Source organism: Streptomyces sp. NPDC005962, assembly GCF_040629205.1.
Taxonomy (GTDB): domain Bacteria; phylum Actinomycetota; class Actinomycetes; order Streptomycetales; family Streptomycetaceae; genus Streptomyces.
Window position 1 is genome coordinate 310970 of the sequence record NZ_JBEXVE010000001.1, and the last position, 26292, is coordinate 337261.

28 protein-coding genes and 1 pseudogene are annotated in these 26292 nt (G+C 70.7%); 17 read left to right on the top strand and 12 right to left on the bottom strand.

Going from position 1 to position 26292, the window contains the following annotated elements:
• Positions 1 to 34 precede the first annotated feature (34 nt).
• The 4 genes from ABZ370_RS01490 (at position 35) to ABZ370_RS01505 (ending at position 4750) form a co-directional block, all read left to right on the top strand.
• A complete protein-coding gene (locus ABZ370_RS01490; protein ID WP_358614952.1) occupies positions 35 to 1711 on the top strand; it encodes a glycosyl hydrolase family 28-related protein in 1677 nt (558 codons plus the stop codon).
• A gap of 147 nt (positions 1712 to 1858) precedes the next feature.
• Positions 1859 to 2077 (top strand): hypothetical protein, encoded by a 219-nt coding sequence (locus tag ABZ370_RS01495; protein WP_358614954.1) that lies wholly within the window; start codon positions 1859 to 1861, stop codon positions 2075 to 2077.
• A complete protein-coding gene (locus tag ABZ370_RS01500) occupies positions 2070 to 2744 on the top strand; it encodes a sigma-70 family RNA polymerase sigma factor (RefSeq protein WP_358614956.1) in 675 nt (224 codons plus the stop codon). The genes ABZ370_RS01495 and ABZ370_RS01500 overlap by 8 nt, the downstream gene beginning before the upstream one ends.
• Positions 2741 to 4750, top strand: coding sequence for a M48 family metalloprotease (locus tag ABZ370_RS01505; protein ID WP_358614958.1), 2010 nt, complete (start codon positions 2741 to 2743; stop codon positions 4748 to 4750). The genes ABZ370_RS01500 and ABZ370_RS01505 overlap by 4 nt, the downstream gene beginning before the upstream one ends.
• A 19-nt stretch (positions 4751 to 4769) precedes the next feature.
• Here the strand turns inward: ABZ370_RS01505 and ABZ370_RS01510 are convergent, their stop codons facing one another.
• Entirely contained in the window at positions 4770 to 6074 is a 1305-nt protein-coding gene (locus tag ABZ370_RS01510; RefSeq protein ID WP_358614960.1) for an MFS transporter, read from the bottom strand.
• Positions 6075 to 6215: 141 nt separating this feature from the next.
• On the opposite strand from ABZ370_RS01510, the gene ABZ370_RS01515 reads away from it, so the two are divergent.
• On the top strand, positions 6216 to 6977 hold the full coding sequence (locus ABZ370_RS01515; RefSeq protein WP_358614962.1) for a phosphoglyceromutase: 762 nt from the start codon (positions 6216 to 6218) through the stop codon (positions 6975 to 6977).
• Between the two features lie 778 nt (positions 6978 to 7755).
• Here the strand turns inward: ABZ370_RS01515 and ABZ370_RS01520 are convergent.
• The 7 genes and pseudogenes from ABZ370_RS01520 to ABZ370_RS01550 all read right to left on the bottom strand — a co-directional run.
• A pseudogene (locus tag ABZ370_RS01520) lies at positions 7756 to 7983 on the bottom strand (hypothetical protein); the annotation flags it as partial.
• Positions 7984 to 8115: 132 nt separating this feature from the next.
• Complete coding sequence (locus tag ABZ370_RS01525; RefSeq protein WP_358614964.1) at positions 8116 to 8262, bottom strand: hypothetical protein; 147 nt, start codon at positions 8260 to 8262, stop codon at positions 8116 to 8118.
• Between the two features lie 40 nt (positions 8263 to 8302).
• The gene (locus tag ABZ370_RS01530; protein ID WP_358614966.1) at positions 8303 to 8758 is read right to left on the bottom strand and encodes a hypothetical protein; all 456 of its coding nucleotides are present in this window, start codon (positions 8756 to 8758) and stop codon (positions 8303 to 8305) included.
• Positions 8759 to 9171: 413 nt separating this feature from the next.
• Positions 9172 to 9360 carry a hypothetical protein gene (locus ABZ370_RS01535; RefSeq protein ID WP_358614968.1) on the bottom strand — a complete coding sequence of 63 codons (189 nt, stop codon included), beginning with the start codon at positions 9358 to 9360 and terminating at the stop codon, positions 9172 to 9174.
• Entirely contained in the window at positions 9360 to 9776 is a 417-nt protein-coding gene (locus tag ABZ370_RS01540) for a hypothetical protein (RefSeq protein ID WP_358614970.1), read from the bottom strand. Before ABZ370_RS01540 ends, ABZ370_RS01535 begins: the two co-directional genes overlap by 1 nt.
• 102 nt (positions 9777 to 9878) lie before the next feature.
• Positions 9879 to 11075, bottom strand: coding sequence for a helix-turn-helix transcriptional regulator (locus ABZ370_RS01545; protein ID WP_358614972.1), 1197 nt, complete (start codon positions 11073 to 11075; stop codon positions 9879 to 9881).
• A 145-nt stretch (positions 11076 to 11220) separates the two neighbouring features.
• The gene (locus ABZ370_RS01550; RefSeq protein ID WP_358614974.1) at positions 11221 to 12432 is read right to left on the bottom strand and encodes a Shedu anti-phage system protein SduA domain-containing protein; all 1212 of its coding nucleotides are present in this window, start codon (positions 12430 to 12432) and stop codon (positions 11221 to 11223) included.
• Between the two features lie 116 nt (positions 12433 to 12548).
• On the opposite strand from ABZ370_RS01550, the gene ABZ370_RS01555 reads away from it, so the two are divergent.
• From ABZ370_RS01555 to ABZ370_RS01565, 3 genes are read left to right on the top strand one after another with little or no spacing between them, the layout of a single operon-like run.
• Entirely contained in the window at positions 12549 to 13130 is a 582-nt protein-coding gene (locus tag ABZ370_RS01555; RefSeq protein ID WP_358614976.1) for a hypothetical protein, read from the top strand.
• Between the two features lie 60 nt (positions 13131 to 13190).
• On the top strand, positions 13191 to 13505 hold the full coding sequence (locus tag ABZ370_RS01560) for a hypothetical protein (protein WP_358614978.1): 315 nt from the start codon (positions 13191 to 13193) through the stop codon (positions 13503 to 13505).
• 13 nt (positions 13506 to 13518) lie between these two features.
• Entirely contained in the window at positions 13519 to 13899 is a 381-nt protein-coding gene (locus tag ABZ370_RS01565) for a transcriptional regulator (protein WP_358614980.1), read from the top strand.
• 15 nt (positions 13900 to 13914) lie between these two features.
• Here the strand turns inward: ABZ370_RS01565 and ABZ370_RS01570 are convergent, their stop codons facing one another.
• The 3 genes from ABZ370_RS01570 to phoU form a co-directional block, all read right to left on the bottom strand.
• Complete coding sequence (locus ABZ370_RS01570; RefSeq protein ID WP_358614982.1) at positions 13915 to 14118, bottom strand: hypothetical protein; 204 nt, start codon at positions 14116 to 14118, stop codon at positions 13915 to 13917.
• Positions 14119 to 14232: 114 nt separating this feature from the next.
• Positions 14233 to 14358, bottom strand: coding sequence for a hypothetical protein (locus ABZ370_RS01575; protein ID WP_358614984.1), 126 nt, complete (start codon positions 14356 to 14358; stop codon positions 14233 to 14235).
• A gap of 138 nt (positions 14359 to 14496) precedes the next feature.
• Positions 14497 to 15171, bottom strand: a complete 675-nt coding sequence (phoU, locus tag ABZ370_RS01580) for a phosphate signaling complex protein PhoU (protein ID WP_358614986.1) — start codon at positions 15169 to 15171, stop codon at positions 14497 to 14499.
• A 295-nt stretch (positions 15172 to 15466) separates the two neighbouring features.
• Between phoU and ABZ370_RS01585 the strand changes: the two genes are divergently transcribed.
• On the top strand, positions 15467 to 16753 hold the full coding sequence (locus ABZ370_RS01585) for an ATP-binding protein (RefSeq protein WP_358614988.1): 1287 nt from the start codon (positions 15467 to 15469) through the stop codon (positions 16751 to 16753).
• Entirely contained in the window at positions 16750 to 17430 is a 681-nt protein-coding gene (locus ABZ370_RS01590; RefSeq protein WP_358614990.1) for a response regulator transcription factor, read from the top strand. The genes ABZ370_RS01585 and ABZ370_RS01590 overlap by 4 nt, the downstream gene beginning before the upstream one ends.
• A gap of 209 nt (positions 17431 to 17639) precedes the next feature.
• On the opposite strand, the gene ABZ370_RS01595 is transcribed toward ABZ370_RS01590, so the two are convergent.
• Positions 17640 to 18374 (bottom strand): copper chaperone PCu(A)C, encoded by a 735-nt coding sequence (locus ABZ370_RS01595; protein ID WP_358614992.1) that lies wholly within the window; start codon positions 18372 to 18374, stop codon positions 17640 to 17642.
• Between the two features lie 615 nt (positions 18375 to 18989).
• Here ABZ370_RS01595 and ABZ370_RS01600 point away from each other — a divergent pair.
• The 7 genes from ABZ370_RS01600 (at position 18990) to ABZ370_RS01630 (ending at position 26231) form a co-directional block, all read left to right on the top strand.
• Complete coding sequence (locus ABZ370_RS01600; RefSeq protein ID WP_009716930.1) at positions 18990 to 19472, top strand: CarD family transcriptional regulator; 483 nt, start codon at positions 18990 to 18992, stop codon at positions 19470 to 19472.
• A gap of 275 nt (positions 19473 to 19747) precedes the next feature.
• Complete coding sequence (gene ispD / locus ABZ370_RS01605; protein ID WP_358614995.1) at positions 19748 to 20521, top strand: 2-C-methyl-D-erythritol 4-phosphate cytidylyltransferase; 774 nt, start codon at positions 19748 to 19750, stop codon at positions 20519 to 20521.
• On the top strand, positions 20511 to 21014 hold the full coding sequence (gene ispF, locus ABZ370_RS01610) for a 2-C-methyl-D-erythritol 2,4-cyclodiphosphate synthase (protein WP_358614997.1): 504 nt from the start codon (positions 20511 to 20513) through the stop codon (positions 21012 to 21014). Before ispD ends, ispF begins: the two co-directional genes overlap by 11 nt.
• 220 nt (positions 21015 to 21234) lie before the next feature.
• On the top strand, positions 21235 to 21639 hold the full coding sequence (locus ABZ370_RS01615; protein WP_358614999.1) for a PPOX class F420-dependent oxidoreductase: 405 nt from the start codon (positions 21235 to 21237) through the stop codon (positions 21637 to 21639).
• A gap of 134 nt (positions 21640 to 21773) precedes the next feature.
• A complete protein-coding gene (gene cysS / locus ABZ370_RS01620; RefSeq protein WP_358615001.1) occupies positions 21774 to 23171 on the top strand; it encodes a cysteine--tRNA ligase in 1398 nt (465 codons plus the stop codon).
• Between the two features lie 138 nt (positions 23172 to 23309).
• Positions 23310 to 24263: a 23S rRNA (guanosine(2251)-2'-O)-methyltransferase RlmB gene (gene rlmB / locus ABZ370_RS01625; protein WP_358615003.1), complete on the top strand. Its 954-nt coding sequence runs from the start codon at positions 23310 to 23312 to the stop codon at positions 24261 to 24263.
• Positions 24264 to 24578: 315 nt separating this feature from the next.
• Positions 24579 to 26231 carry a DoxX family membrane protein gene (locus ABZ370_RS01630; RefSeq protein ID WP_358616001.1) on the top strand — a complete coding sequence of 551 codons (1653 nt, stop codon included), beginning with the start codon at positions 24579 to 24581 and terminating at the stop codon, positions 26229 to 26231.
• Positions 26232 to 26292 lie beyond the last annotated feature (61 nt).

A 26292-nucleotide genomic window follows, 5' to 3' on the forward strand; every position in this document is an offset into this window, starting at 1 on the left:
AACGGCGTTCACATCCATGGAAGGTGTGGGCCTCATGGACAGCGAAAACGACAGACGCCCGGCTCTCGGCAGACGCACCGTCCTGGGCGCGGCCGCGGGCACCGCGGTGGGGTTGCTGGGCTCGGCCCCCGCGGTGGCCGCCGGACAACCAACGGGCCTCTGGCGCGAGTTCCGCGCCGACCCGTACCGCCACCCCCAGATCCCCTACGTCGGCCGCGCCGGTTTCCTCGGCGGCCGCGCCGACCTCCCCCGCTACCCCGTCGCCGCCGACGTACGGCGCTACGGCGCCCGGCCCGACGGCTCGGCCGACGCCGCACCCGCGATCAACCGCGCCATCGAGGCCGTCGGGCGGCGCGGCGGCGGCACGGTGGTCGTGCCGCCCGGGACGTACCACGTCGACGGCATCATCCGCATCGGCTACGACAACGTCGTGCTGCGCGGTGCGGGCAGCGGGCGGACCACGCTGCACGCGACCCGCAGCCTGACCGAGCTGATCGGGCCGTACGGCAGCCGGTACGGCGGCACCAAGTCGTCCTGGTCCTGGGCCGGTGGCCTCATCTGGGTCTGCCCGGACGCCCGTTGGCGCTCCCTCACCGCGGCGATCCGGGACCAGGCGTGGCCGTTCGAAGGCTGGACCGGCGACGAGCGCGACGCGTGGCACACGCTCACCGCCGTCGACCGCCCCGCCCGCCGCGGCGACTGGACCGTGCCCGTCGAGAGCACCGCCGCCCTCCGCCGCGGCGACCGGGTGCTGCTCCAGCTCGCGGACGACGCCACCCACACCCTGCTCCAGCACATGGCCGGGGACGTCGAGGGCGCCGCCGGGTACGCGTGGGCCGACAAGACCAAGCTGACCTCGTACGTCCCGTACGAGTGGCCGTGCCGCATCACCGCCGTCGACCGGCGCCGCCGCCGGGTGACCCTGGACCGCCCGCTGCCGCTCGACGCCCGTCCCGCCTGGAAGCCCCGGTTCACCACCCTGGTCCGCCCGGTGACCGGCTCCGGCGTGGAGGGCCTCACCCTCGATGTCGTCGAGACACCGCAGGCGCAGCATCTGCTCGACAAGGGCTACAACGGCGTCGCGCTGCAGTGCGCGTGGGACTGCTGGGTCGACGACGTCACCGTCAACAACGCCGACAACGGCTTCCTGCTCGTCGCCGCGAAGGCGTGCACCCTGCGCCGGGTCACCGTCTCCGGGCGCGGCAGCCACCATCCGTACTGCTGCCGCGAGGGCTCGCACGACAACCTGGTCGAGGACTTCGTCCTCGCGCGCCGCACCGTGCCCGCGCCCGCCGGGACCCAGCTGCACGGCATCAACGTCGAGGGCCTGTCCAGCCACAACGTCTGGTCGCGCGGCCGCATGGAGATGGGCACCTTCGACACCCACCGCGGCATGCCGTTCGCCAATGTCCGCACCGAGATCACCGTGGACAACACCGGCTCGCACGGCGGCGACGCGGTCGCGGGCCCGCTGTACGGCGCCCGGTTCACCCACTGGAACGTCACCGTCACCAATCAGCGCGCGGGCTGCGTGAAGATCGACGGGATCGCCCCGTACAGCGCGACGGTCGGCATCAGCGAGGTCCGGGAGTTCGGCCAGACCGACGTACCGGACTTCCAGGGTCCGCTCCACTCCCGTAGCGAGTCCTACGGCCACCCCGAGGCCGTCCACCCGCGCAATCTGTACGAGGCGCAGCGCGCCCTGCACTGACCGGCCCAGCCCTCCCCTCCGGTGCAGAAAACCCGGTGCAGAAAACCCGGTGAGGAAAGCCGGTGAAGAAAACACGCCCTCGATGACTCTCCTTGGTGAACCGGCGCCAACTGCCGGGAACCATAGGAGGGAGGCCGCAGAGTGCCCATGGACAATCCGTGGCTCACGGTGGCAACGGTCGTGACAGTGGGGGTGCTACGGCTGATGGGGGATGTCATCCGCTGGCTGGCGGCGCGCTCGGGCGAACGCGCCCGGGCGCGCATGCTGATCGAGATGCTGGACAGGTCGGAGCCCGGCACGGTGCTCACCGACCGCCGCGCCGACGGCGCCGCCGTCACGGTGCGCCGCGGGGGCGGCCGTGACTGAGACGACAGGGCCCGCGGAGCTCGGCGCCCACGAGGAGTTCGACGCGTTCTACGACCGTACGTACGCGGAGGTCGCCGCCCGCGCCGTGACGTACAGCGGCAACCCGCAGAACGCCGAGGACGCCGTCCAGGAGGCGTACATCGAGGCCATGCGCCGCTGGCCGGACGTCAGGGCGTGTGCCTCGCCCGAGGCATGGGTGATCACCGCGACGCGCCACAAGTTCTCGCGCGACGGGCGGCGCTGGTGGTTCCGCTGGAATCCCCGCGAGCTGACCGACCTGACCGTCCCGGCCGCCACGAACGCCACCGTGGAGGAGACCACGGCGGCGCTGGCCGTGCTGCGCGCGCTCGGCACCCTGCCGCCGCGCCAGCGCCAGGTGGTCGTGATGCACTCGCTGGAGGACATGAGCTACGCGGAGATCTCCGCCGAACTCGGCATCTCGACCGGTGCCGTCGGCAGCAATCTGCACAAGGCCCGGGCCCGGCTCACCCTGCTGCTCGACCTCGACTGGGACAAGCGCCCCCAGGGCGAGCGCCTGATGTCCGCCGACGAGCTGGACCCGGTGTGCGGGGCGCTGCGGGACGTCGTCGCATGGCTGCGCGACGGCCTGGGCTCCGACCGGCACATCGCCCGGAAGCGGCAGGGGCTGCGGCAGGGGCTGCGGTGATCGCCGCCGCCCGGGCCGCCCTCGCCCTGGTCCTGCTGGCCGGTTTCTACGTACTGGTCGCGACCGTGGTCCTGCTGTGGGCGGCCTTCCTGGTGATCGCGGTGTGGGGCGCCGGAGTGCCGACGGCCACGACGCCCCCGACCAGCATCATCACCCTGTGCGCCGCGTTCGCGCCGGTTGTCGCGGCCCTGCTGTGGGCGGTGGTCCGGACCGCCCGGCCCGCCGACCCCCACCCCGGCGCGGTGGCGGTGCCCCCGACCGGGGCGCCCGAACTGTGGGCGGTGGTCAGGGAACTGGCGTACGCCGTGGACACCCGGCCGCCCGGCCACATCCGGCTGACCGCCGAAGTCAACGCGTCCGTGACCGACGACGCCCCGTTCCTCGGCCTGGCCTCCGGCAGCCGTACGCTCTACCTCGGCCTGCCCCTCCTCACCGGTCTGACCCCCGCCGAACTGCGCGCCGTCCTCGCCCATGAACTGGGCCACTTCTCCCGCCGCCACGGCCGCTTCGGCGTCCTCGCCCACCGCGGTGCGGCGGGGCTCCTGGCCGCGCGGAAGGCGGTCGAGGAGGCGGCCGCCGCCAACAACCTCGTCCAGATGTACGCGGGCGGCCCCCTGTTCCTCCTCCACCTCTACACCCGCGTGTTCGACGCGCTCACCCGCCCGGTCCGGCGGCGGCAGGAACTGGAGGCGGACCGCGAGGCCGCCCGGGCGGCCGGGCCGCGTGCCGTCGACGACGCGCTGCGGGGCGCGCTGGCGCTCGACGCGGCGTGGGCGGAGTTCACCACGGCCCATCTCGCGCCGATGCACCGGGCGTACGGATGCGTACCGGACGACCCGTTCCAGGCCTTCGGGCGCATGGTGGAGGCGCCCGAGTTACGGGAGCCCCTGGCCGACCTGCGCGAGCGGGCCACCGAACACCGCGCAGACCCCGGCGACCCCCACCCCGACCTGGCCACCCGTGTGGACCGGCTGACCCGGCTACCCGCGGGTTCGCCCCCGCCCGCCGATCCCGCCCCCGTCTCCGTACCGTCGCGGTACGCGGTCGCGCTGGCCCGTACGGCGGGGCCGCCGGACGCGGTGCCGATGCCGTGGCGGGACTGGCTCGGCCTCCTCGCCGAACACCGGGCGACCCGGGCGCTGGCGCCGCTGGCGAAGGCGGTCCGTACGGTCGAACGCGCCGGTCCCGAGGCACCCACCGGCGCTCCACCCACCAGCACCCCATCCACCCCCGACGGGCTGACGATCCACCAGGTCCTGCGGCTGCTGGACAGCGGCCGCCGCATGCCGCTCGCCCGCGCCCTGAACGGCGCCCTCCCGCCCTCCGGGGACGCCGAACGGGACCCGCTCGGCCCGCTGGCCGCCGCCCTGGCCACCCTGATCGGGGCGCAACTCGTCGCGAGCGGCACCGCGTACTGGGGGATGGACTGGACCGGCCCCGGCATCCTCGTCCCGTCCGACGGCACCGCGCCCGACACCATCCGCGACGGGGCCGACACCGCCGTACGGGAGCCAGGCCAGACCCGGCGGCTCGGGCTGCTCCTGGCCGCGCTCGGGGTGGACGAACACGCCCCGCTGCGCACGGCCGAGCCCGCCCCACCCCGAAGCCCCGCCCCCGGGACCGCTCCGCACAAGGTCAGCATCGCCCCTGACGTACCCGAACCGGCCCGTCGCCGTATCACCGCGATCCGGGTGCTGGCCCTCACCGTGATGCTGGGGCTGTCGGGCGTGACGTACGCGGTGTGGACGAACCGCGATGCCCCCACCCCCACCACCAACAGGGTTCCCACGACCTACGAGACCTACGGGAACCAGCCCTCGTACTCCCCTCTGTACCCGCCCCCGTATGCGACCTCGTCCCCGCCGACGTACCCGACCGGGGCGCTGCCCACCGGCCTACCCACGGGACTACCCACAGGCCTCCCCACCGGACCACCGCCGTGGCGCACGGCGCTGCCGCGCCCGAGCCTCGACATCGGCTCGCTGCTGCCCCGGGCCACCCCATAACCGCCGCAAGGCCGGCCCGTCAGACCACCGCCGCGGCCCCCGTCTCCACACCCGCCGCGTCCACCCCACTCGTCTCCACCCCACCCGTCCCCACTCCATCAGTCCCCACCCGCTCCCGCAGCCGCCGCCCCAGCACCCCGTAACCCACCGCCGCCACCGTGCCGACCACCGCGCTCGCCGCCCACAGCGCGTCCGCTCCGAATCGGTCGATCACCGCGCCGCCCGCCAGCGGCGCGGCCAGCGAGGCGAGCGACCACGAGAGCACGTTCATCCCCTGGTAGCGCCCCCGCCCGTGAACCGGCGAGAGCCGGGCCACCAGCCCCATCTGGATCGGCGAGTTGATGATCTCGCCGAGCGTCCAGACGCAGACGGTCAGCGCGTACACCCCCACCGACCCGGCGAAGGCGGTCAGCCCGAAGCCGTACCCGGTCAGCAGCGCGGAGATCACCAGCAGCCGCATCGGGTCGCGGTGTTCGATGAACCGCGTGACCGGGATCTGCAGGGCCACGACCAGCAGCCCGTTCGCCGCGATCGCGAGCCCGAAGTCCGTACTGGACAGCCCGTCCGCGCCCATCGCCACCGGCAGCGCCACGGAGCCCTGCTGGAAGAGGGACGCGAGCAGGAACTGCAGCGCCACCACGGCCATGAACCGCCGGTCCCGCAGCACCGTCCCGAGCCCGACCCCCTTCCCGTCCTCCCCGCGCCCCGCGCCGCTCCCCTCCGGGCGGGACTCCGGCAGCCTGGCGAAGACGATCAGCGCGCACAGCAGCGTCATCCCGGCGTCGGCCAGGAACAGCGTCAGATAGCCGTTCCGGGCGATCAGCCCCGCCGCCATCGCGGAGAAGGCGAAGCCGAGGTTGATGGCCCAGTAGTTGAGCGAGAAGGCGCGCACCCGGTCCCCGGGGGCGACGATGTCGGCGATCATCGCCTGCACCGCGGGCCGCGACGCGTTGCTCGTCATGCCCACCAGGCAGGCCACCGCCCCGATCGCGACCGGGTCGTGCACGAAGCCGAGCACGGCCACCGTGACCGCCGTCGACACCTGCGCGACCAGCAACGTCGGCCGCCGCCCGAGCCGGTCGGTGAGCACCCCCGCGACCACCGCCGACACCACCGCGCCCAGCCCGTGCAACGCCCCGACCAGCCCGGCGAACGTAGCCGAGTAGCCGCGCTCCACCGTCAAATACATCGCGAGAAAGGTCGCCACGAACCCGCCCAGCCGGTTCACCAGCGTGGACGTCCACAGCCACCAGAACGCCGGGGGTAACCCCGAAACGCTCTCCCTCGCAGCCAACCTCCACCGGCTCCACCGGACGACGGACATGGCGAACCCTCCACGGTCACCCGCCCCCATGTAAGGGACGAAAGCGGCCTCCGCAACTTACGATGCCCACCCGTCGCCCGCCACTCAATTGACCAGGTCCGTCAACCGGGCGCCCCGAACCCGTCCAGTAGGCTCGACCGCATGGCCGACGCACCGTACAAGCTGATCCTCCTCCGCCACGGCGAGAGCGAGTGGAACGCGAAGAACCTGTTCACCGGCTGGGTGGACGTGAACCTCAACGAGAAGGGCGAGAAGGAGGCAGTCCGCGGCGGTGAGCTGCTGAGCGACGCCGGCCTGCTCCCCGACGTGGTCCACACCTCCGTCCAGAAGCGCGCGATCCGCACCGCGCAGCTCGCCCTGGAGGCCGCCGACCGCCACTGGATTCCGGTCGCCCGCAGCTGGCGCCTCAACGAGCGCCACTACGGCGCCCTCCAGGGCAAGGACAAGGCCCAGACCCTCGCCGAGTTCGGCGAGGACCAGTTCATGCTGTGGCGCCGCTCGTACGACACCCCGCCGCCCCCGCTCGAAGACGGCACCGAGTGGTCCCAGAGCGCCGACCCGCGCTACGCCACCATCCCCCCGGAGCTGCGCCCCCGCACCGAGTGCCTCAAGGACGTCGTCGTCCGCATGCTCCCGTACTGGTACGACGCCATCGTCCCCGACCTCCTGAGCGGCCGCACCGTCCTCGTAGCCGCCCACGGCAACTCCCTGCGCGCCCTGGTCAAGCACCTGGACAACGTCTCCGACGCCGACATCGCAGGCCTCAACATCCCCACCGGCATCCCCCTCTCCTACGAGCTCGACGCCGACTTCCACCCCCTCAACCCGGGCGGCACCTACCTCGACCCGGAGGCCGCGAAGGCCGCGATCGAGGCAGTAAAAAACCAGGGCAAGAAGAAGTAAGCCGTATTGATCAAGCCCCTTACCAGTGTTTTCCCCGCCGGTAGGGGGCTTGGTGATGTTGTGGGGCCGTCTCTGGGCTGTCAGCCCGCTTAGCGCTGGACGCTTGCCGCGTACGGGCTGAGGTTCTGCGGCCCCGAAGACCGTCAGATCTATCGGTATGCTTATCGCGCTTCACCTGATCCTCCCTTGAACTCTGTGCGGGGGCTTGTGAGTTCCTAGGCCCCAGCTCGAAGAGCGGGCTGGCTGGAGGAGAAGGGGAGGTGGTGGGGTGAGTCTCGGAAAGGACAAGCCTCGCAGGTGGACTGGTGCCGAGAAATGGCAGGTCTGGCTTGCGGGCGCTGGCCTGCTCGTGGCTGTCGCCACCAGCGTGATGCAGTTCGCTCGATGAGCGAGTCACGCACGAGTACGGTCGGGATCGGGAGCTGCGCATGCAGCGAGCCCGGTCTCGTGGTGAGCGACCGGGCTCGTTGACTGCGAAGGGGCCTGGTTCTGGTTGCAGCCGGAGCCGGGCCCTTCGCGCTGAAGGTTCTAGCTACGTCCAGACCCTTCAATGCCTCTCAGGGTCTTTCAGTACCTTTCAGCGACTTCTGGCGACACTCAATCTCTCATGTGAACGCTGTGCTATCAACATCGTGAACTTGTGCAAGTGCCGCTGCGGCTTCTTTTCAGCTAGCTAATCTTGCGTCTCTCCGCGATAGCTATCCGTGAAGCGTCGGTGGTCAGAACCGCTGAGTGAGTCGCTGAACAGGCGGAGGTACTCGCAGCTAACCCACCCTTCTCAAGGCTTCTTGCGAACTTGTCCTGTGGCTGTATAGACGCTCGCCAGGGCGTGGCGAGCACGTTCCTGGCTGGTCGGCATGAGGTGTGCATGCACCCGCAGTGTCAGCCCAGGGTCTGAGTGCCCCAGATACTCCGCCAGAGCCTTGACACTCTCCCCAGAGTCCAGCGGCACGGACGCGTAGAAGTGCCGCAGCGCGTGCATACCGTGCTCCCGAGCTGCGGCGTAGCTCGCGCCCCGCGATGCGGGTGGCGCAGCTGTGCCAGGCCATGCGACCGGTTCACGCGGAGCCGAGCTCATGCCTGGCCCGTAGAGGCGCTGCCCCGCCCAGCGCCGCAGGGGCGCCGGGCGGGGCTCGGCTCAGCGAGGCAGCGGGCCGGGATCAGCGTCAGGGACGATGAATCCTCGGACCGGCCGGGTGTCGGTCGGGTCCTGTTCGGAGGCGTCCGCCTGGGCTCGTCGCATGGTCGCGACCAGCTCGGCGTACTTCGGGTCGATCCACTCCATCGGTGTCCTCCTTCTTCTGGCCCGCAGCCTACGGGCTGGCTCAGCCCTTGGGCTTGGGCTGGACGACGATCGGTCCGCTGTCGTCCGAGTGCTGGCAGCTGGCCGCGACCGGGATGCTCTGGTCGGTGGGCGCCAGCCACAGCGCATCGTCCACGGGGAACCCGGCCTCGACGATGCGCTGCTGGGTCCGTGTCAGTGCCTCGGGGTCTCGCCGCTGCGGGTCGGGTGCCTCCGGGACGTGGTGGACGAAGGTGCCTACGCGCTCGCACAGTTGGCGGTATGTGTGGGTGTGCAGGATCAGGGCGTGCCAGCCTTCGTCCACGACCCGGGACGGGGCGAGCGGCCTGGATGCTCCAGCCACCGCGGCGACGAACTTCACCGCCTCGTCGACGATCCGGCCTGCCATGTCCTCGTCCATGCCGGGGTTGTTGCGCAGGACGGTGCCGATGACCTCGGCCCTCTGTGGCCGGTCGAGTAACGCAGTAACGTCTCGCATGTGCCTTCCTCTCTGAGTGGGGTGGTGCACGGTCTCCGTCCCGGTCGCTGGCCGTCCAAGCGTGCGTCCGGGGCGGGGCTTTTGTGTTCGGCGGGGCTCCTGAGTAACGGCGGCTTCCCGCACCGCGTGGTGCAGCCCGTTCCCGGTGGCGCAGCGCTGGCCCGTCCGGCAGTCGGCGCGGCCCATGGCGTGGTCGAGGAACCGTCCCCAGGGCGTCGGCTCGGGCGGGGCGGGGTGTATGCCGCACGCGGGGTCGCATGCCCACACCTCATATGTCGTCCTAGCCGTTCCGTGGTCGATCGTGACGGTGCCCAGCGGTCGGTCGACGGTGAGGTGTGCGCCGCACAGGGCGCAGTTCCAGCCCTGGAGCTGTTCGCGGGTGAGCGTGGCTGGGGCGAGGGCGGCCGCAGCCCTCATCGCTGCCCCCGGACGGGGACGCGGCGGAGGGTCTGCTCGAAGGGGGCGCGTTGCTTGGGGAAGCTGTCGGCGCACGTGCCCGGGCAGGCATAGACGGTGCCACCGCCACCGCTCGCACCGTGCCCGATCGCGACCACGACCGGCTGCCTGGTGGTCGTCTGGCAGCGGGCGCAGACCTGGGGCATCACCGGTTGCCCTCCTGACCTTCCCGCGGCTCGGCGAGCAGGACGCAGATCAGGGCCTTGTACAGCAGGTGCGCGTCGGTGAGGTACCGGCCGCGGGTGAACGGGACCCGCCAATATGAGCCGGGTCGGGTCAGCCGGTCCGCCGGGGGCACGCCGAGGTACGTGGTGACGCCTTCGGTTTCGGTGAGGACGCTGACTCCGCGCAGCTTCCAGGACGTGGCCGTGCCGGGCGCGATGAGCCAGTAGAGGGTGTTGCAGCGGTCTTTGATGACGGCGCCGGACTGATCGCGGAGGATGCCGAGGGCGCGTTCGCCAATGTCCTCCGCCACCCGGACCGCGTCCCACCACCGGCCTGTCGGTAAGGCCTCGGGATCGGGCCCGTTCGGCGGTGTCCACTGCTCGGCTCTGCTCGTCATGGTCGACTCCCTGCACGGACGGTTAACTGACCGTCACATCGTGTCGACCACGCACTACGTCGAGTTGCACAGAACCGTGCAACTCGACCACAACCGTGCGTGCTACAGGCCAATCCACTGCGCGAACTCGGCCAGCTCAGTGCTACGCGACCGGTCACGCGACCGCAGCGTCAGCACGGCCTCCCGCACGGTGGGGTGATAGCGCGTCTGCTGAGGGGCAGTACGGCGCGCTCGTTGCAGACAGCGGAGCGCCTCATCCGCATCTCCCGTCCACACGTTGGCCCTGCCCAGGTCCAACCAGTGATGCCCGGTCCGTGACCGATCCCAGCCGCTGGGGAACCGCACGTCCCGAGCCAGCTGGACAGCCTGCCCGTACTCGTCCAAGTCGCAGGCGATCGCGACCGCGTGGACTCCCACGTTCGCCGGACCCCACCCCACGCCGTAGGCCGCGGTCTCCCCGGTCCGCTCCGCGAGCGCGCGGGCCTCGGACACCCGCGCGTCCACCGCGTCGGCGTCCCCCATCCGACCGGCGATCACGGCCGCCCGCAGTTGCAGCACGCCGGTCATCGCGGCCAGCCCCCTCGCGTTCCGGGAGCCCTGTCCGGCCATGTCCCGTAACGTGCCGTCCACCACCCGCATCCCCAGGTCGTACCGGCTGGAGGAGAGAGTGGTCTGGGCCCGCAGATAGCCGTACATGGCGGCCAACCCCGGCTCGTCGGCCCGGGGCGCCGCCCATGCCAGACGCTGCAGCGCGATGGTGGCCAGGTCCACGTACCCGAAGGACCAGGCCAGCGTGAACACACACCGGAACGCCCAGGCCAGGCACTCGTGCCCCTGCCGCTGCTCCTCGCCGCTGGTGGTGTGGATGGCCTGCACACACTCGTCGATGAGCGCGGGAAGATCGACGGCCATCGGCAGATACTCGGCCTGCCGCCGCTGAACCAGCACCTTTTCCATGTCGGCCCGGATCAGCGCGACGGGGCGGGCCGGCACCTGCCAGTCGAGGGGGATGTCCCAGTTCTCCATGCTGACCCGGATGGGCTGTATCACCTCATCGAGTCGCTCGCGCCGGAGTTCCTGGGTGTAGGGCTGGCCGAGAATGTCCGAGGTGGTGACGCTGAGCGCGCGTGCGCAGGCGGCGATGAGCGAGGGCGAGGCGGGCCGTTGACCGCATTCGACCTTGGACAGCAGGGACTTCGAGACATTGGCACGCATCGCCAGACCCTGCTGGGTCAGACCACGCTCGCGACGAGTGCGGGCGATCCGTGCGCCGGTGTGTTCCTCATTGCTCTGCGGCATGCTGAACTCCGTTCTGCCCTGGACACTCAGAACGGTACCCGCGGCCAACTGTCAAGGAAGCGCGACGATCCCCACGGGCATGGGACCGCTCAGCCGTACCTGCCAAGCATCGGCCCCCATGCCCGGCCGCCACGCCGAGCGACGGCTACCGCAACGGCACAGACCCCAACGAGCGCTCGGCATTGTCGATCAGCTCCTTATACGTGAGCACCTCCACCCGGTTCACGTGAGTGTTGAGAGTGCGCAGCGCCTCGTTGATCGATGCCTCGGGTACCGACGGCTGGACTGACGGGTGTCCGATCAGCACCACCGCGCTCGCTCGGCGGGTTTCTATGCCGAACTCCTCGCGGATCTGTTGGCGGTTCTCGTCCAAGCCCACCAGGTAGTTCACAGCCTGACCGACGGCATTGTGCACCTCCGCGGTAGGTACCCATGACCCACGGTATTTCTTGACCAGCTTGCCGACGAGGCTTGCGGCACGCTTCAGCTCAACCACATGGAGTGCCCCGTCACCGCGGATCAGAGGTATGTCGAGCTCGTCACCCGGCACCAGTCTGCGGTGGGCAGCCTCTCCTACGAACCGCCCTCCGAAGATCCAGTGCTGCCCCTCCAGAGCGCGCTGAAGGTCGAGTTCAGAAGCAGCGGGGTCCTCGACGACCTTACGCAGAGCCGTCAGGCCGGTCGACCGTCGGTGCAACTCGGCCGCCCTGAGAACCATCTGCCCTTCCGTGTCAGCGGCAAGCAGGGCTATGGCCTCCGGTGAGCTGACGATTCGGTGGGCGGCTTCGGCCGCATCCTCAATGTCCACACGTTCTTGGAGAACACGCTCCAGCCACACGGCTCTCTCCGCCCGCCCACGCAGAAGGCGATAACGCCCAGGACGGTCCTCCGGTGCATCGAGGAACCGCGCATCGTCACTGAGCGTGCCGAAGTACGCGATCAAGTCTTCCATGGTCGCCTCAGGGCGCTCGTCCACGTACTCGCGGCCAGCCTCAGCGATGTACCTGTAGTTGATCGAGAGGATGTTCCCGACGTGCTTCCGCAGCCTCCCGCTGCGCACACCGTCCTGAAAGAGGCGGTACCTCTCGTCGAAATCAGGTTGCAGGATGCGCCCTTCGGCGTAGTCCAGGGAATCCTGCACCAGCCGTACGACGTGCCATTCACCGGCATCCGCCGCCCGTTGGCGGACCGCTTCCAGGAGTTGGACGAGTACCTTCCCGCCTCGACGATGGCTCCCTTTCCCACTCTTCATGTGCTTGCGAGCAGAGACGAGGGCAGCCTTGATCTCCGGATGGGCCGTTTCCTCCAGGACCTTCTTCAGCTGCAGTTCCAGTGAAAAGTCTGATCTGACACTCATGCGGCGATTGTGGCCGGAGGGTCTGACAACGGGTGTTCCTGCTCGTCCGGCTTTCATAGCCCACCTGACCGAGGCCACGCCCTTTCTCCTCCTCCGGGTGGCCTACCGTTCCACGTATGACGTCGATCAGCCCCGAGAGCCCGCTGACCTCAGAAGACGCTCAGGGGTTGCTCGCCATGCTCTCTGCCCGCATGGAGATCAAGCGAGGCATGAGCGAGCGGGAGCTCGACCAGGTCGAGGAACGCTGGGGTTTCCGATTCGCTCCGGAGCACCGGACGCTGCTGGGTGCAGGGCTGCCGACGGATAGCCGTAGCTGGCCCGACTGGCGGGACGGCGATGCGGAGGACTTGGCGGAGCGGTTGGCCTGGCCGATCGACGGCGTGTTGTTCGACGTGGAGCACAACGGCTTCTGGCATCCGGAGTGGGATCTGCGGCCGACGGGCACCCAGGACGCCTTGGAGGTGGCTCGCACCTATTTGGCCAAGGTCCCAGTGATGGTGCCGATCTACTCCCACCGGTATCTGCTGGCCGACCCAGACCGTACGGGCACACCGGTGCTGTCGATATATCAGACGGACATCATCTACTACGGCACGGACCTGGTCGACTACTTCCATCACGAGTTCGGTCGCCCGGTGCCGACACCGGAAGACCACCAGTACGCCACGATCCCGTTTTGGTCCTTCTTCCTGGACTGAACAGCCCCAAGCCTGAGTCCCGCAGCAGTCATCGCTCCTCCGGGCAGCCATGATCTGTCCATGGATGAGTACGCATGGCCTACGGGCCCGGGAGTACCGGTGGGGGAGGCGGTTCGGCATGCTTGGTCGGCAACCGTTGCAGCCCTGCCCGTGGGGGCCCACGTCACCGGCCAGGTCATCGGTCGCCAGCCCTTCGGCGTCTTCATACGTATCGACGGTGTGCCGGACGCCGTGGCGCTGGCCGAGATAACGGCCATGCCGCAGGGCATGGAGCTGCCTGCTCTCGGAGCCTCTGTCGGAGGTGAGGTGTTCTGGCACGCGCACAACTGCCAGGTGAGGGTCCGATTGGACGAGTGGCGGACGCGCGGCGATTGACGGTCGTCGAGGCATGGCATCAACGTCCAGCGTTTCCGAGCTCCGCCGTGCCACTTTCGCACGGCGGCTCCCGGCCGCGCTCTCGGAACTCGTCGGCCCGGCCCATGGCGCTGTCAGCTTGCCGCTGCACCTGGCGTGGTCCGGGCTGACTCGGTTCGACCTGGACCAGCCCCGGCTGAGGATGAGCTTCTACCGGATCGTCCTGGCCGAGGGCATGCGCGACGATCTGGTCCATTACCTCAACCAAGATCTGCTGATCTGGCTGTGGCCCGTCCTCCGCACCTTGATCAGCCGCGACATCCGTGACACCTGGGAAGGTGTCTTCACCGAGCTGACCGAGAACCCGGACATCGCAGAGCGGCTTCACGGGCTGGATGTCGACGACGAAAGCTGAGCCGCCTGGCCGCCGCTACGCCGCGGGCCAGTCGTCGGGGCCGCCGCCTTGCCAGTCGATCAGGTGGGGGTCGTCGATGCCCACGCGGGTGAGGAGGCCGCGCAGTTCGTCCGGGCTCACCACGACTCCCACGTCCTGGCCGTCGACCAGTACGCGGCGGCGGCCGTCGAGGGGTTCCTCGACGACCACGCGGGGCCGGGCGGGGGTCTCATCGTTCATATGACCAGATTCGCCGGAGTGGCGGTCGGTCGCACCTTGGAGTGGGGGAAACGGACGGGGCCCGGGACCGTTGGTCGGTCCCGGGCCCCGGGCGTGCTTGGGCGCGTCGCCGCGTCAGCCGCAGTTGCCGCCGCATGAGCAGGAGCCGCCGGACTGGCAGCCGCAGCCGCAGCCCGAGCCGCAGCCGCAGGCGCCGATGGGGTGGGTGGGATGGGGTTCGGGACGGGTGATGTCCGCCATGAGCCGCCTCCTCGGAGAGGGGTTACCTGCTGCTCATGGTCCCGGTCCCTGGCCCGCCCGCAGGGGCGCATCGACGGCGTACGGAGGCACGCCGTGATGCGGCCGGGTCCCTGCCGCCGCCGAGCGCGGGGTCCGGCGTCAGGCTCCCTGGGCGGCGTCCTGGCCCATCTGGTCCGCGTGCTCGCCGGTCACCAGGTAGATGACGCGCTTGGCGACCGACACCGCGTGGTCCGCGAACCGCTCGTAGTAGCGGCCCAGCAGGGTGACGTCGACGGCCGTCTCGATGCCGTGCTTCCAGCGGTCGTCCATCAGGTGCTGGAAGAGGGTGCGGTGCAGCAGGTCCATCGCGTCGTCGTCCTGCTCCAGCTGCGCGGCGAGGTCGACGTCCTTGGTGACGATGACCTCGGCGGCCTTCGCCATCAGCCGCTGCGCGAGCTGGCCCATCTCCAGGATGGTGGCGTGGAGGTCGCCCGGTACGGCGACCCCCGGGAAGCGGAGCCGGGTGAGCTTGGCGACGTGCTGCGCCAGGTCGCCGGAGCGTTCGAGGTCGGCACTCATGCGCAGGCTGGTGACGACGATCCGCAGATCGGTGGCGACCGGCTGCTGCCGGGCGAGCAGCGCTATCGCACGGTTCTCCAGGTCACGCTGGAGGTCGTCGACCTTCTCATCGGCGGCTATGACGCTCTCGGCGAGCTTCAGGTCCGCGTCCAGGATGGATGTGGTGGCGCGGCCGATGGCCGAACCGACGAGCCGGGCCATATCGACCAGGCCCTCCCCGATCGAATCCAGCTCCTCGTGGTACGCGTCGCGCATCACTGACCTTCTCTCACTGACTCTCGCTGACGGATCTTCGCTCTTCGTGGACTCGTGCGCCCACCCTGTCACGTTCGGATCGGAACGCGTCCGGCTCGGCGCCCCAGGGTTAACCACCCCGAACGCCCAGGTGAACTCTCGGCAACGTCCCCCACGCCACCCCGTGCGGCGACCCTCCGGCGAGGCGTCGGGAGTGAACCGGCGCCATCCCCCCGGTGAACTCTCGGCAACGTCTGTTCGAGGGATGCCGTGCGGGGCTGTGGCGGCCACTTCTCGCCCGCATAACCTTGGACGCATGAACGTGAACGCGGCGATCGCCGCAGTGGCGGCGCTCGCCGGGTTGTGCACCGGTGTCATCGCCATGCTGGCGTTCCGCTGGAGCGAGCGTGAACAGGCGAAGCCTACGCGCTCATCCCTGCACACCGATGCCGCCCTGCCGCCCGGCGTGGACACCGTGCTCTCGGTACTGCGTTCCTCGGCCGTCGTCCTCGACGAGGCGGACGCCGTCGTCAAGGCCAGCTCGGCCGCGTACGCGCTGGGCCTGGTGCGCGGCGGCAAGCTTGCCGTCGAACCGATGCTGGCGATGGCCCGCGACACCCGGCGGGACGGCGAGATCCGGCAGATCGAGCTGGACCTGCCGCGGCGCGGCACCGGCCGGGGCGACGCCCTCGCCGTATCGGCCAGAGTGGCTCCGCTCGGCTCCCGGCTGGTCCTGCTGCTGGTCGAGGACCTCACCGAGGCCCGCCGGATCGAGGCCGTACGGCGCGACTTCGTCGCGAACGTCAGCCATGAGCTGAAGACCCCGGCCGGCGCGCTCTCCCTGCTCTCCGAGGCCGTCATGGACGCGTCCGACGACCCGGAGACGGTCAGCCGCTTCGCCGGGCGGATGCAGGTCGAGGCGGCCCGGCTGACCAGCCTCGTCCAGGAGCTGATCGACCTCTCCCGGGTCCAGAACGACGACCCGCTGGAGGACGCCGAGCCGGTCCGGGTCGACGAGCTGGTCGCCGAGGCCATCGACCGCTGCCGCCACCAGGCGGGCACCAAGCAGATCACGATGGCCACCGGCGGCAGCGCCGATCTGCGGGTGTGGGGCAACCGCGGCCAGCTGGCCGCCGCCCTCGGCAACCTCGTCGAGAACGCGGTCAACTACAGCCCGGCCCGCACCCGCGTCGGCATCGCGGCCCGCCGCATCCCCGCGACGGGCGGCGATCTGATCGAGCTCGCCGTCACCGACCAGGGCATCGGCATCTCCGAGAAGGACCGCGAGCGGATCTTCGAGCGGTTCTACCGGGTCGACCCGGCCCGCTCGCGGCAGACCGGCGGAACCGGCCTCGGTCTCGCCATCGTCAAGCATGTGGCCGCCTCGCACGGCGGGGAGGTCACGGTGTGGAGCGCTGAGGGACAGGGCTCCACCTTCACCCTGAGGCTCCCGGAGGCCGGTGCGGCGCGGGACCGGGATCGCCCGGCCGGAGGGCCGGGTGAGCCGTACGATTCCGGCTCCGACCTCGATGGGGAGGACGGCGACCGACCGTACGAGACCTTCACCAATGATCAACTTTCTGCCCCGGAGGTCCTTCCGTGACCCGAGTTCTGGTCGTCGAGGACGAGGAATCGTTCAGTGACGCGCTGTCGTACATGCTCCGCAAGGAGGGATTCGAGGTCGCCATCGCGGCAACGGGGCCCGACGGGCTCGACGAGTTCGAGCGGAACGGCGCCGATCTGGTGCTGCTCGACCTGATGCTGCCGGGCCTGCCCGGTACGGAGGTGTGCCGCCAGCTGCGCGGCCGCTCCAACGTCCCGGTGATCATGGTGACCGCCAAGGACAGCGAGATCGACAAGGTCGTCGGCCTGGAAATAGGTGCCGACGACTATGTGACCAAGCCCTTCTCGTCGCGTGAGCTGGTGGCCCGCATCAGGGCCGTCCTGCGCCGCCGCGGCGAGCCGGAGGAGATCACGCCCGCGGCCCTGGAGGCGGGCCCGGTCCGGATGGACGTCGACCGGCACGTGGTCACGGTCGGCGGCGGCAAGGTGGACCTCCCGCTGAAGGAGTTCGACCTGCTGGAGATGCTGCTGCGCAACGCGGGCCGGGTGCTGACCCGGATGCAGCTGATCGACCGCGTGTGGGGCGCGGACTACGTGGGCGACACGAAGACCCTTGACGTCCACGTCAAGCGACTGCGGGCGAAGATCGAACCCGACCCGGGCGCACCGCGCTACCTGGTGACGGTGCGCGGCCTGGGCTACAAGTTCGAGCCGTAAACCGGCGGTGGCCGGTAAACCGGCGCGGGCCGGGAATCCGTACAAATTCGAGCCGCAGGAGGCCCGGCCCAGTCGTGTACGCGGCCGGGCCGTAAACCGGCCTCAGCCGCTGCTCAGCGGCAGCGGCAGCGGTACAGCAACGCGAGGGCGGCCCCGGGGTTCCGGGGCCGCCCTCGCGTGTGCTCAGCGCTCGCGCTCGGTCCTCGGGCTCAGTGCCCGGCGTTCGGCGTCGGCTCGCCGGGGGCGATGCCGTTGCTCTGGCCGCCGCCCGGCTTGTTGCTCGCCGAGCCGGAGGCCTCGTCGGACGGCTTGTCGCCCGGCTTGCTCTGGCCCGGATTCGACGTCTGGCTCGGCGCGCCGGGGGAGGGCGTACCGCCCCGCGTGGCCGACGGGCTCGGGGTCGGCAGCTCGGACGGGCCCCAGCCCTTGAAGTAGCTCGTCGCGGGCACGACGAAGGCCGTGATCGGGACGTCGCCGGTCGAGCTGAGGTCGAAGACGATCCGCTGCGCGTCGCCGTCGCGGGCGGCCTCGCGCCCGTTGGGGACGACGGCGGAGGCATTGCCCTCGCCGCCGAGGGCGACGGAGCCACCGGCCGGGACGACGATCTTGCTCGCGGCCTTGCTCGCGGCCGTGCCCGTGCCCTTGGCCGGGTGCAGCTTCGCCGTCGCCTTCGCGTCGGGCAGCGTGATGGCCGTGAGGGTCTCGTCCCGGGCGCCGTTGTTGAAGATCCTGGCCGTGACGACGGCCGGGCCCTTCGCCGTCCGGTCGGGCTGGGTCACCACGGTGGCATTCTGGATCTTGATATCGCCGACGGACGTCGCGGCGTTGTCGGGCTTGACCTCCAGAGTCTGCGCGTTGTTCCCGGCTCCGCAGGCGGAGAGCGGGGCGACCGAGACCACGATGGCGGCGGCGGCGAAGGCGCCGCGTCGAAGGCTGCTGCTCACGGCGGCGGCATCTCCTAGGACGAGGTAAAAGATTGGATCAGCGCGCTTAGGTTACCGATCCGCCCATCAGCCCCCGCACCCGACCCGCCTCCCGACCGCCTCCCGGGGCGACGCGCCCGGCTGTCGTACTCCTCACGACACCCCACACCACACCCCACATCACACTCCTCACCGCCTTCCGGGACCACCATGAATATCGGTTCGGTGACGGATCGGGGAGATTATCGGTAAGGAATCCGTGGAGGTCCGAAAAATTGATCACGGGCTTGACCACAGATGTCTCACAGACATGATCAGTGCGGCCGTGATCAATTCGGGATTCGGGGCCGGATCTGTCGCTCCTGGGCCGAACGGAGTAGCGGAAGTCCATCGACCGGACTCCGGCAAAACGGGACGTACGGCCACCCGCATGACGTTCTCGAAGCGTGTATCGGGCCGGTTTCAGGCCGCCCGGACAACCGCTCCCACCTGCGAATACCCGGTTCCGCCTGCCTTGCCCAGCACGTCCCAGCCGCTGTTGTCAAGCCCCGAGATATGCCCTGACCTGCGAAAACGCCATTCAGAAGAAGGCGTTCACGTGTTACCCTGGATAGCCACGGAAGGGGTACCTGTCACATGACGTTCAAGGTAGGCGACACCGTGGTCTATCCCCATCACGGGGCCGCGCTGATCGAGGCCATCGAAACTCGTCAGATCAAAGGCGTGGACAAGACCTACTTGGTGCTGAAGGTCGCTCAGGGTGACCTGACGGTTCGTGTACCGGCGGACAATGCGGAGTTCGTCGGTGTGCGTGATGTGGTCGGCCAAGACGGGCTGGACCGGGTCTTCGAGGTGCTGCGTGCACCGTATGCGGAAGAGCCCACGAACTGGTCCCGTCGTTACAAGGCAAATCTCGAGAAGCTCGCCTCCGGTGATGTGATCAAGGTTGCCGAGGTCGTGCGTGATCTTTGGCGCCGGGAGCGGGAGCGCGGTCTGTCCGCCGGCGAGAAGCGCATGCTCGCCAAGGCGCGCCAGATCCTCGTAAGCGAACTCGCCCTCGCCGAGAGCACCAACGAGGACAAGGCCGAGGCCCTGCTTGATGAGGTACTCGCGTCCTGACGCTTAAATGCCGCGGTGCCCGAGTGATGCAGACCTGCTCCCCGTAAGTCTGTTCGCCGGGCGCTGCGGCATGTGCGCGCACAGATACCTCAGCCCACCACATCGAAACTCCAGACGCAAGACCGTTTGTGGTGCCGCTGTTGTGTTGCAAGGTGTGCCGGGCCCGGGCAGCTGGCACGACCGGTCGTCACGGAAGGGGCCGGTCGGGGCATCGCGCCCGGCACGCTGTGGCCATACCCATTTCGGCCGAGGAAGCAAACCTGAACGCCAACGCAATGTCCGTAACCCCATCCGTTGACGATCCCGAGCGTCCCGCCCGCACCGCCGCCGTGATCCCCGCCGCGGGCCGTGGCGTGCGGCTGGGCCCGGGCGCCCCCAAAGCGCTGCGTCCGCTGAGCGGTACGCCGATGCTCGTCCACGCCGTTCGTGCCATGGCCGGATCGCGTGCCGTCTCGCTCGTCGTCGTGGTCGCCCCGTCGGACGGTGCCGACGAGGTCCGGCGGCTGCTCGACGCGTATCCGCTCACCGGGACCACGGAGGTGCTCGTCGTCCCCGGCGGTGAGACCCGCCAGGAGTCGGTGCGCCTCGGCCTGGCCGCCGTCCCCGACAGCGTCACGACGGTGCTGGTGCACGACGCGGCGCGCCCGCTCGTCCCCGTGGACACCGTGGACGCGGTCGTCGCCGCCGTACGCGACGGGGCACCGGCCGTCGTTCCCGCGATGCCGCTGACCGACACCGTCAAGCGGGTCGAGCCGCGCACCGGCGACCGGGCCGGTGAGCCCGAGCCGGTCGTCGGCACCCCCGAGCGCGCCCTGCTGCGCGCCGTCCAGACCCCGCAGGGCTTCGACCGGGCCACGCTCGCCGCCGCGCACGAGAAGATCGTCCTGGAGGGCGACGGCGCGACGGACGACGCGGGCATGGTCGAGCGGATGGGCGTCGGGGTCGTGGTCGTGCCGGGCCACGAGGAGGCGTTCAAGGTCACCCGTCCGCTGGACCTGGTGCTGGCCGAGGCGGTTCTCGCGCGCAGGAGGGCGAACGATGGCTTCTGAGCGGTCTTCCGCGATGCCGCCGATCCCCCTGGTGGGCATCGGCACGGATGTACACGCCTTCGAGAAGGGCCGCGAGCTGTGGTGCGCCGGTCTGCTGTGGGAGGGCGAGGAGTACGGCCTGGCCGGGCACTCCGACGGCGACGTGGCCGCGCACGCAGCCTGTGACGCGCTGTTCTCCGCCGCGGGTCTCGGCGACCTCGGCGCCCACTTCGGCACCGACCGCCCCGAGTGGTCCGGCGCCTCCGGGGTGACGCTGCTGGCGGAGGCGGCCCGGATCGTGCGGGCGGCGGGCTTCGGGATCGGCAATGTGGCGATCCAGGTGATCGGCGTCCGCCCCAAGATCGGCAAGCGCCGCGACGAGGCGGTGAAGGCGCTCTCGTCGGCGATCGACGCCCCGGTCTCGGTCTCCGGTACGACGACGGACGGGCTGGGCCTGACCGGCCGGGCCGAGGGCCTGGCCGCGGTGGCGACCGCGCTGGTGGTCCGGCACTGAGGAGCTGACCGGTGGGTACGGCGGAGGGCTCCCCTCCGCCGTACGGGCCCTCCGTCGCAGGCCCCTTCGCCGCACCGGCCCTCCGCCGTACGGGCCGTTCCGTGCGCGAAACCCCGGCCCTTGACGGTGTGTGGGGTACGGATCGGGTAACCCGAATCCCAGGTAACCCGAATCCCGGACGTACCAGCGCCCCCACCCAGCGCGCGGAAAGGAACCACCCGTGGCCGCCACCCTCTCCGAGGACCTCAAGCGCCTCCTCGACACCCCCGTCTTCGTCATCATCGGCACCATCCAGCCCGACGGCAGCCCTCAGATGTCCCCGGTGTGGGTGAAGCGCGACGGCGACGAGCTGCTGTTCTCGACCACCGTGGGACGGCGGAAGCAGCAGAACCTCGCGGGCGACCCCCGCGTCACGGTCATGGTGCAGCCCGCGGACGCGCCGTACACGTACGCCGAGATCCGCGGCACCGCGAGCTACACCACCGAGGGCGGCCAGGAGCTGATCGACGAGCTGTCGCTGAAGTACGCGGGCAAGAAGTATGCCGAGTTCAACCCGGCCTCGGCCCAGGACAGCGAGCGCATCGTCGTACGGATCACTCCCCGCAAGGTCGTCGGCAGCCTCTGAGGCAGCCTCTGATCGGACTCCGGCCGGCCGCTGATCGGCGGCCTCTGAAGAGATCTGAAGAGAAGTGTCACGCTTCTGTGTCCCCGCGGCCGATGGGTCGCGGGGCACTGCCGGATTCCGACTACCCTTGACGCGTGACTATTCGCCTATACGACACCGGTGCCCGGCAGATCCGTGACTTCTCCCCGCTCACACCGGGCTGTGTCTCGATCTACCTGTGCGGCGCGACGGTGCAGGCTGCCCCGCATATCGGGCATATCAGGTCGGGGCTCAACTTCGACATCATGCGCCGCTGGTTCGCGTACCGTGGCTACGACGTGACGTTCGTCCGTAACGTCACGGACATCGATGACAAGATCATCGCCAAGTCGGCCGAGCAGGGCCGCCCCTGGTGGTCGATCGGCTTCGAGAACGAGCGCGCGTTCACCAGCGCGTACGACGTCCTCGGCTGCCTCCCCCCGACCTATGAACCGCGGGCGACCGGTCACATCCCCGAGATGATCGAGATGATGCGGGGCCTGATCGACCGGGGTCACGCGTATGCGGCCGAGGGCAACGTCTACTTCGACGTGCGCTCGTACCCCGAGTACCTCCGGCTCTCCAACCAGGACCTGGACGGGCTGCGCCAGCCCAGCGGCGAGGGCGAGACCGGCAAGCGCGATCCGCGCGACTTCGCCATGTGGAAGGCGGCCAAGCCCGGCGAGCCGAGCTGGGAGACCCCGTGGGGGCGCGGCCGCCCCGGCTGGCACCTGGAGTGCTCGGCGATGGCGCACAAGTACCTGGGCAGCGCCTTCGACATCCACGGCGGCGGCGTCGACCTGATCTTCCCGCACCACGAGAACGAGATCGCGCAGGCCAAGGGGTTCGGCGACGACTTCGCCGCGTACTGGGCGCACAACGCGTGGGTCACCCTGAGCGGCGAGAAGATGAGCAAGTCGCTCGGCAACTCGGTGCTGGTCTCCGAGATGGTCAAGCGCTGGCGCCCCATCCTGCTCCGCTACTACCTGGGCACCCCGCACTACCGGTCCATGATCGAGTACAGCGAGGAGGCGCTGCGCGAGGCGGAGTCCGCCTTCGCGCGCATCGAGGGCTTCATCCAGCGGGTCGTGGAGAAGGCCGGGCCCGTCGAGGCCGCGCCCGACGTACCGCCCGCGTTCGCGGAGGCGATGGACGACGACCTCGGGGTGCCGCAGGCGCTCGCGGTCGTCCACACCACCGTCCGCCAGGGCAACTCCGCCCTCACCGCGGACGACAAGGAGGCGGCGGTCGCGCGGCTGGCCGAGGTGCGGGCCATGCTCGGCGTGCTGGGCCTGGACCCGCTCGACGAGCACTGGTCGGGCGGTTCGGACCGTGGCGAGGATCTGCACGGTGTGGTCGACTCGCTCGTACGGCTGGTCCTGGAGCAGCGCCAGGCCGCGCGCAGCCGCAAGGACTACGCGACGGCGGACGCGATCCGCGACCAGCTGCAGCAGTCGGGGCTGGTCATCGAGGACACCCCGTCCGGTCCGCGCTGGGAGCTGGGCACCCGCTGACCTCGTTCTTTGTGCCGCCCGCTGAGCTGGGCGGCACACTTGTGACCGAATATGTGACCGTAGACCGTAGATGCGTGTGTCGTTCGACGTTTGCCGTTTGCCGAGCAGCGCTGAGCAGTGAAGAGATAGGTGACATTCATGGCCGGCAACAGCCAGCGCAGGAACCGCCGTACCAGCAATAAGAAGGGCGCGACGATCGGCAGCGGCGGCAAGCGGCGCCGGGGCCTGGAGGGCAAGGGCCCGACCCCGCCCGCCGAGGCGCGCAAGGGCCACAGCAAGCAGCGCATCGCCAACGCCCGCGCCCGGCAGGCCGACAAGCGTCCGGCCCCGCGCCGCGGCGGCGCCAAGGGCACGAACGAGCTGGTGGTGGGCCGTAACTCGGTGTTCGAGGCGCTGCGCGAGGGCGTCCCGGCGAACACGCTGTACGTGCAGCAGTTCATCGACAGCGACGACCGGGTGCGCGAGGGGCTGAAGATCGCCGCCGACCGCGGCGGCATCCACCTCATGGAGGCCCCGAAGGCCGAGCTGGACCGGATGACGAACGGCCTCAACCACCAGGGCATGGTGCTCCAGGTCCCGCCGTACGAGTACGCCCACCCCGAGGACCTGAGCGCGGCCGCCTTCGACGAGGGTGTGGACCCGCTGATCGTCGCCCTCGACGGTGTCACCGACCCGCGCAACCTGGGCGCCGTGGTGCGGTCGGTCTCCGCGTTCGGCGGCCACGGCGTGGTCGTACCGGAGCGGCGCGCGGCCGGGATGACCGCCGGCGCCTGGAAGACCTCCGCCGGTACCGCCGCCCGCACCCCGGTGGCGCGCGCCACCAACCTGACCCGGGCGCTGGAGGGCTACCAGAAGGCGGGCCTGACGGTCGTCGGCCTCGCGGCGGACGGCGAGACGGAGCTGCACGACCTGGAGGTGCTGGACGGCCCGGTCGTGATCGTCATCGGCAGCGAGGGCAAGGGGCTGTCCCGACTGGTCGGCGAGACCTGCGACTTCCGGGTCCGCATCCCGATGCCGGGCGGCGCGGAGTCGCTCAACGCGGGCGTCGCGGCGGGTGTGGTGCTGTACGAGGCGTCGCGGCGGCGGGCGTAGGGCGCACGCGAGACGGTCGTAAGGCGTCGCGGCGCCCGGCGTAAGGCGTACGCGAGACGGTCGTAAGACGTAGGGGCACGCCGTACCCCGCCCCGCCCCAGCTCTGTCCCTCGTGACCGGGCGGGGCGTCGGCGGGGCATCAGCGGAGCGCTGGGGTGCCCGTGTGAACGATCTTGACGGTCCCCCGACAGATCACACCTTCCCCGGCAGTGTCTTTCCCGCCGGTCAGTCGGTTAGTTGGGCGTGGAGACCAGAAAATTCCGCACGCCCCTGGCGGGACGCGCGCAGGGATTCGAGGACGAACCGCAGCTGACCATGGCCAAGGTGCCGTGCGATCCTGCGAAGATCGCCGTCAATCCCCCCAGCTTCCGGGTGCAGCTCGCCTCCCCGGTCGTGAGTGGCGCGCTGGCGGACACGGCCCGGCTGGCCGGTATCGGGGCGGGGGGCGGGGCCGTGCCCCGGCGCCGCCCGCCCGTGGTGTGGAGCGGCCGCACCCGGCCCGGCGGGGACACGGCGGCGACCCGACTGCTGCAGGCCGTGCGGTACTCCGAAACGGTGGACGGCCTCGAGGACGTGGGCACCACGCAGGTGCTGCCCCGGATCACCTTCGACGACGGCCCGCCCACGGTCATCGGGCCGCGCAGCCCGCGCCGGGACCCGGGGCCGGAGGGCGGGCGCCCGCCGAGGCCGCGGGAGTCGGACGCCACGCACCGCACCGGCCCGACGCCCCGCGTCCCCCGGCCGTCCCACGCCTCCCACGCCGCCCACCAGCAGCGGCAGCCCCACCAACCTCATCAGCCCCACCAGGCCCGGCAGTCCCAGCCGTCCCAGACACCCCATACGCCTCAGACCCACCGGACGACGCCCCAGGTCCCGCGCCCCCGGCGCCCCTCCGACCAGGTGCGGCACGCGTATTACCCCGACCGCCGGATGAACCTGGGCGTCGTCCTCCTCCCGCTCCGCATCTTCCTCGGCTTCATCTCCGTCTACGCGGGCATGGGCAAGCTCTCCGACCCGGTCTACTTCGACGGCGGCGAGCGCGGCTCGATGGTCACCTGGCTGCAGTCCCTGCACCCCTGGCCGATCGCCGAGCCGCTGCGCGACCTTGCCCTGGAACACCCGGTGGGCGCCGGGCTGACCGTGGCGTTCCTCCAGATCGCGGTCGGAGTGCTCACCGTCCTAGGGCTGTGGCAGCGGCTCGCGGCCTGCGTCGGCGCGGTGCTGTCCGCCGCGCTGATCCTCACCGTGAGCTGGCGCACCGTGCCGGTCTACGACGCGCCCGACATCATCTACCTCGCCGCCTGGAGCCCGCTGGTCATCGCGGGCGCCCCGGTCTACTCGGCCGACGCCCGCCTCGCGGGCGAGGCCTGGCGGCGGCTCGGTCCGCGCGTCGAACTGTGGGCGCTGCGGCGGCGGGTGCTGGGCCGCGGCACCGCCATGGCGCTGGTGGTGGCCGGGCTCACGCTGCTGCTCGGCTCGATGATCGGCGGCGCCGTACGGTCCTCGGAGACGGTGCGGGCGCCCGAGCCGCGCGAGGTGCCGAGGAACAGCCTCCCCGGCTCGCCGCTGCCCCGGAAGCCCGAGACCAGCCCGCGCGGCGGGGTGGGCGGCGCGGTGGACACCCCCGGATCGCCCTCGTACCGCGCCCCGTCGCACCGTTCGGCCCCCTCCGCCTCGCCGTCGGCGTCCACCACGTCGGGCAGGCCCAGCGCGACGGGTTCGGCGAGCGGCTCCGGCAGCCCCGGCCAGCCGCCGCGCGGCCACCGTACGACGCCCCGCACCCCGAACCGGCCCGAGGCCCCGATGACGGAACCGGGCCCGCCGGACCTGGGCGGCACGGGCGCGGGCCTGGGCGGCGGCACGGGCGCGGAGGGCGGCGGCCCGGGCGGCGGCGCCCCGGCGGCCGACTCCTACGACGGCGGCGAACCGGCCCAGGAGGAGGCCGCGCTGGGCGGCCTCCTCGGCTGAACCGTACGTAGGCAGAACGTAGACAGAAGGCAGTCAGAAGGCCCTCCGCGCAGTCTTGAGC

What these genes read in the sequence shown, in the direction of transcription:
- ABZ370_RS01490 (WP_358614952.1), top strand. Translation starts at nt 35, where the DNA reads ATGGACAGCGAAAACGACAGACGCCCGGCTCTCGGCAGACGCACCGTC.
- ABZ370_RS01495 (WP_358614954.1), top strand. Translation starts at nt 1,859, where the DNA reads ATGGACAATCCGTGGCTCACGGTGGCAACGGTCGTGACAGTGGGGGTG.
- ABZ370_RS01510 (WP_358614960.1), bottom strand. Translation starts at nt 6,074, where the DNA reads ATGTCCGTCGTCCGGTGGAGCCGGTGGAGGTTGGCTGCGAGGGAGAGC.
- ABZ370_RS01515 (WP_358614962.1), top strand. Translation starts at nt 6,216, where the DNA reads ATGGCCGACGCACCGTACAAGCTGATCCTCCTCCGCCACGGCGAGAGC.
- ABZ370_RS01525 (WP_358614964.1), bottom strand. Translation starts at nt 8,262, where the DNA reads ATGGAGTGGATCGACCCGAAGTACGCCGAGCTGGTCGCGACCATGCGA.
- ABZ370_RS01530 (WP_358614966.1), bottom strand. Translation starts at nt 8,758, where the DNA reads ATGCGAGACGTTACTGCGTTACTCGACCGGCCACAGAGGGCCGAGGTC.
- ABZ370_RS01535 (WP_358614968.1), bottom strand. Translation starts at nt 9,360, where the DNA reads ATGCCCCAGGTCTGCGCCCGCTGCCAGACGACCACCAGGCAGCCGGTC.
- ABZ370_RS01540 (WP_358614970.1), bottom strand. Translation starts at nt 9,776, where the DNA reads ATGACGAGCAGAGCCGAGCAGTGGACACCGCCGAACGGGCCCGATCCC.
- ABZ370_RS01545 (WP_358614972.1), bottom strand. Translation starts at nt 11,075, where the DNA reads ATGCCGCAGAGCAATGAGGAACACACCGGCGCACGGATCGCCCGCACT.
- ABZ370_RS01550 (WP_358614974.1), bottom strand. Translation starts at nt 12,432, where the DNA reads ATGAGTGTCAGATCAGACTTTTCACTGGAACTGCAGCTGAAGAAGGTC.
- ABZ370_RS01555 (WP_358614976.1), top strand. Translation starts at nt 12,549, where the DNA reads ATGACGTCGATCAGCCCCGAGAGCCCGCTGACCTCAGAAGACGCTCAG.
- ABZ370_RS01560 (WP_358614978.1), top strand. Translation starts at nt 13,191, where the DNA reads ATGGATGAGTACGCATGGCCTACGGGCCCGGGAGTACCGGTGGGGGAG.
- ABZ370_RS01565 (WP_358614980.1), top strand. Translation starts at nt 13,519, where the DNA reads ATGGCATCAACGTCCAGCGTTTCCGAGCTCCGCCGTGCCACTTTCGCA.
- ABZ370_RS01570 (WP_358614982.1), bottom strand. Translation starts at nt 14,118, where the DNA reads ATGAACGATGAGACCCCCGCCCGGCCCCGCGTGGTCGTCGAGGAACCC.
- ABZ370_RS01575 (WP_358614984.1), bottom strand. Translation starts at nt 14,358, where the DNA reads ATGGCGGACATCACCCGTCCCGAACCCCATCCCACCCACCCCATCGGC.
- phoU (WP_358614986.1), bottom strand. Translation starts at nt 15,171, where the DNA reads ATGCGCGACGCGTACCACGAGGAGCTGGATTCGATCGGGGAGGGCCTG.
- ABZ370_RS01585 (WP_358614988.1), top strand. Translation starts at nt 15,467, where the DNA reads ATGAACGTGAACGCGGCGATCGCCGCAGTGGCGGCGCTCGCCGGGTTG.
- ABZ370_RS01600 (WP_009716930.1), top strand. Translation starts at nt 18,990, where the DNA reads ATGACGTTCAAGGTAGGCGACACCGTGGTCTATCCCCATCACGGGGCC.
- ispD (WP_358614995.1), top strand. Translation starts at nt 19,748, where the DNA reads ATGTCCGTAACCCCATCCGTTGACGATCCCGAGCGTCCCGCCCGCACC.
- ispF (WP_358614997.1), top strand. Translation starts at nt 20,511, where the DNA reads ATGGCTTCTGAGCGGTCTTCCGCGATGCCGCCGATCCCCCTGGTGGGC.
- rlmB (WP_358615003.1), top strand. Translation starts at nt 23,310, where the DNA reads ATGGCCGGCAACAGCCAGCGCAGGAACCGCCGTACCAGCAATAAGAAG.
- ABZ370_RS01630 (WP_358616001.1), top strand. Translation starts at nt 24,579, where the DNA reads ATGGCCAAGGTGCCGTGCGATCCTGCGAAGATCGCCGTCAATCCCCCC.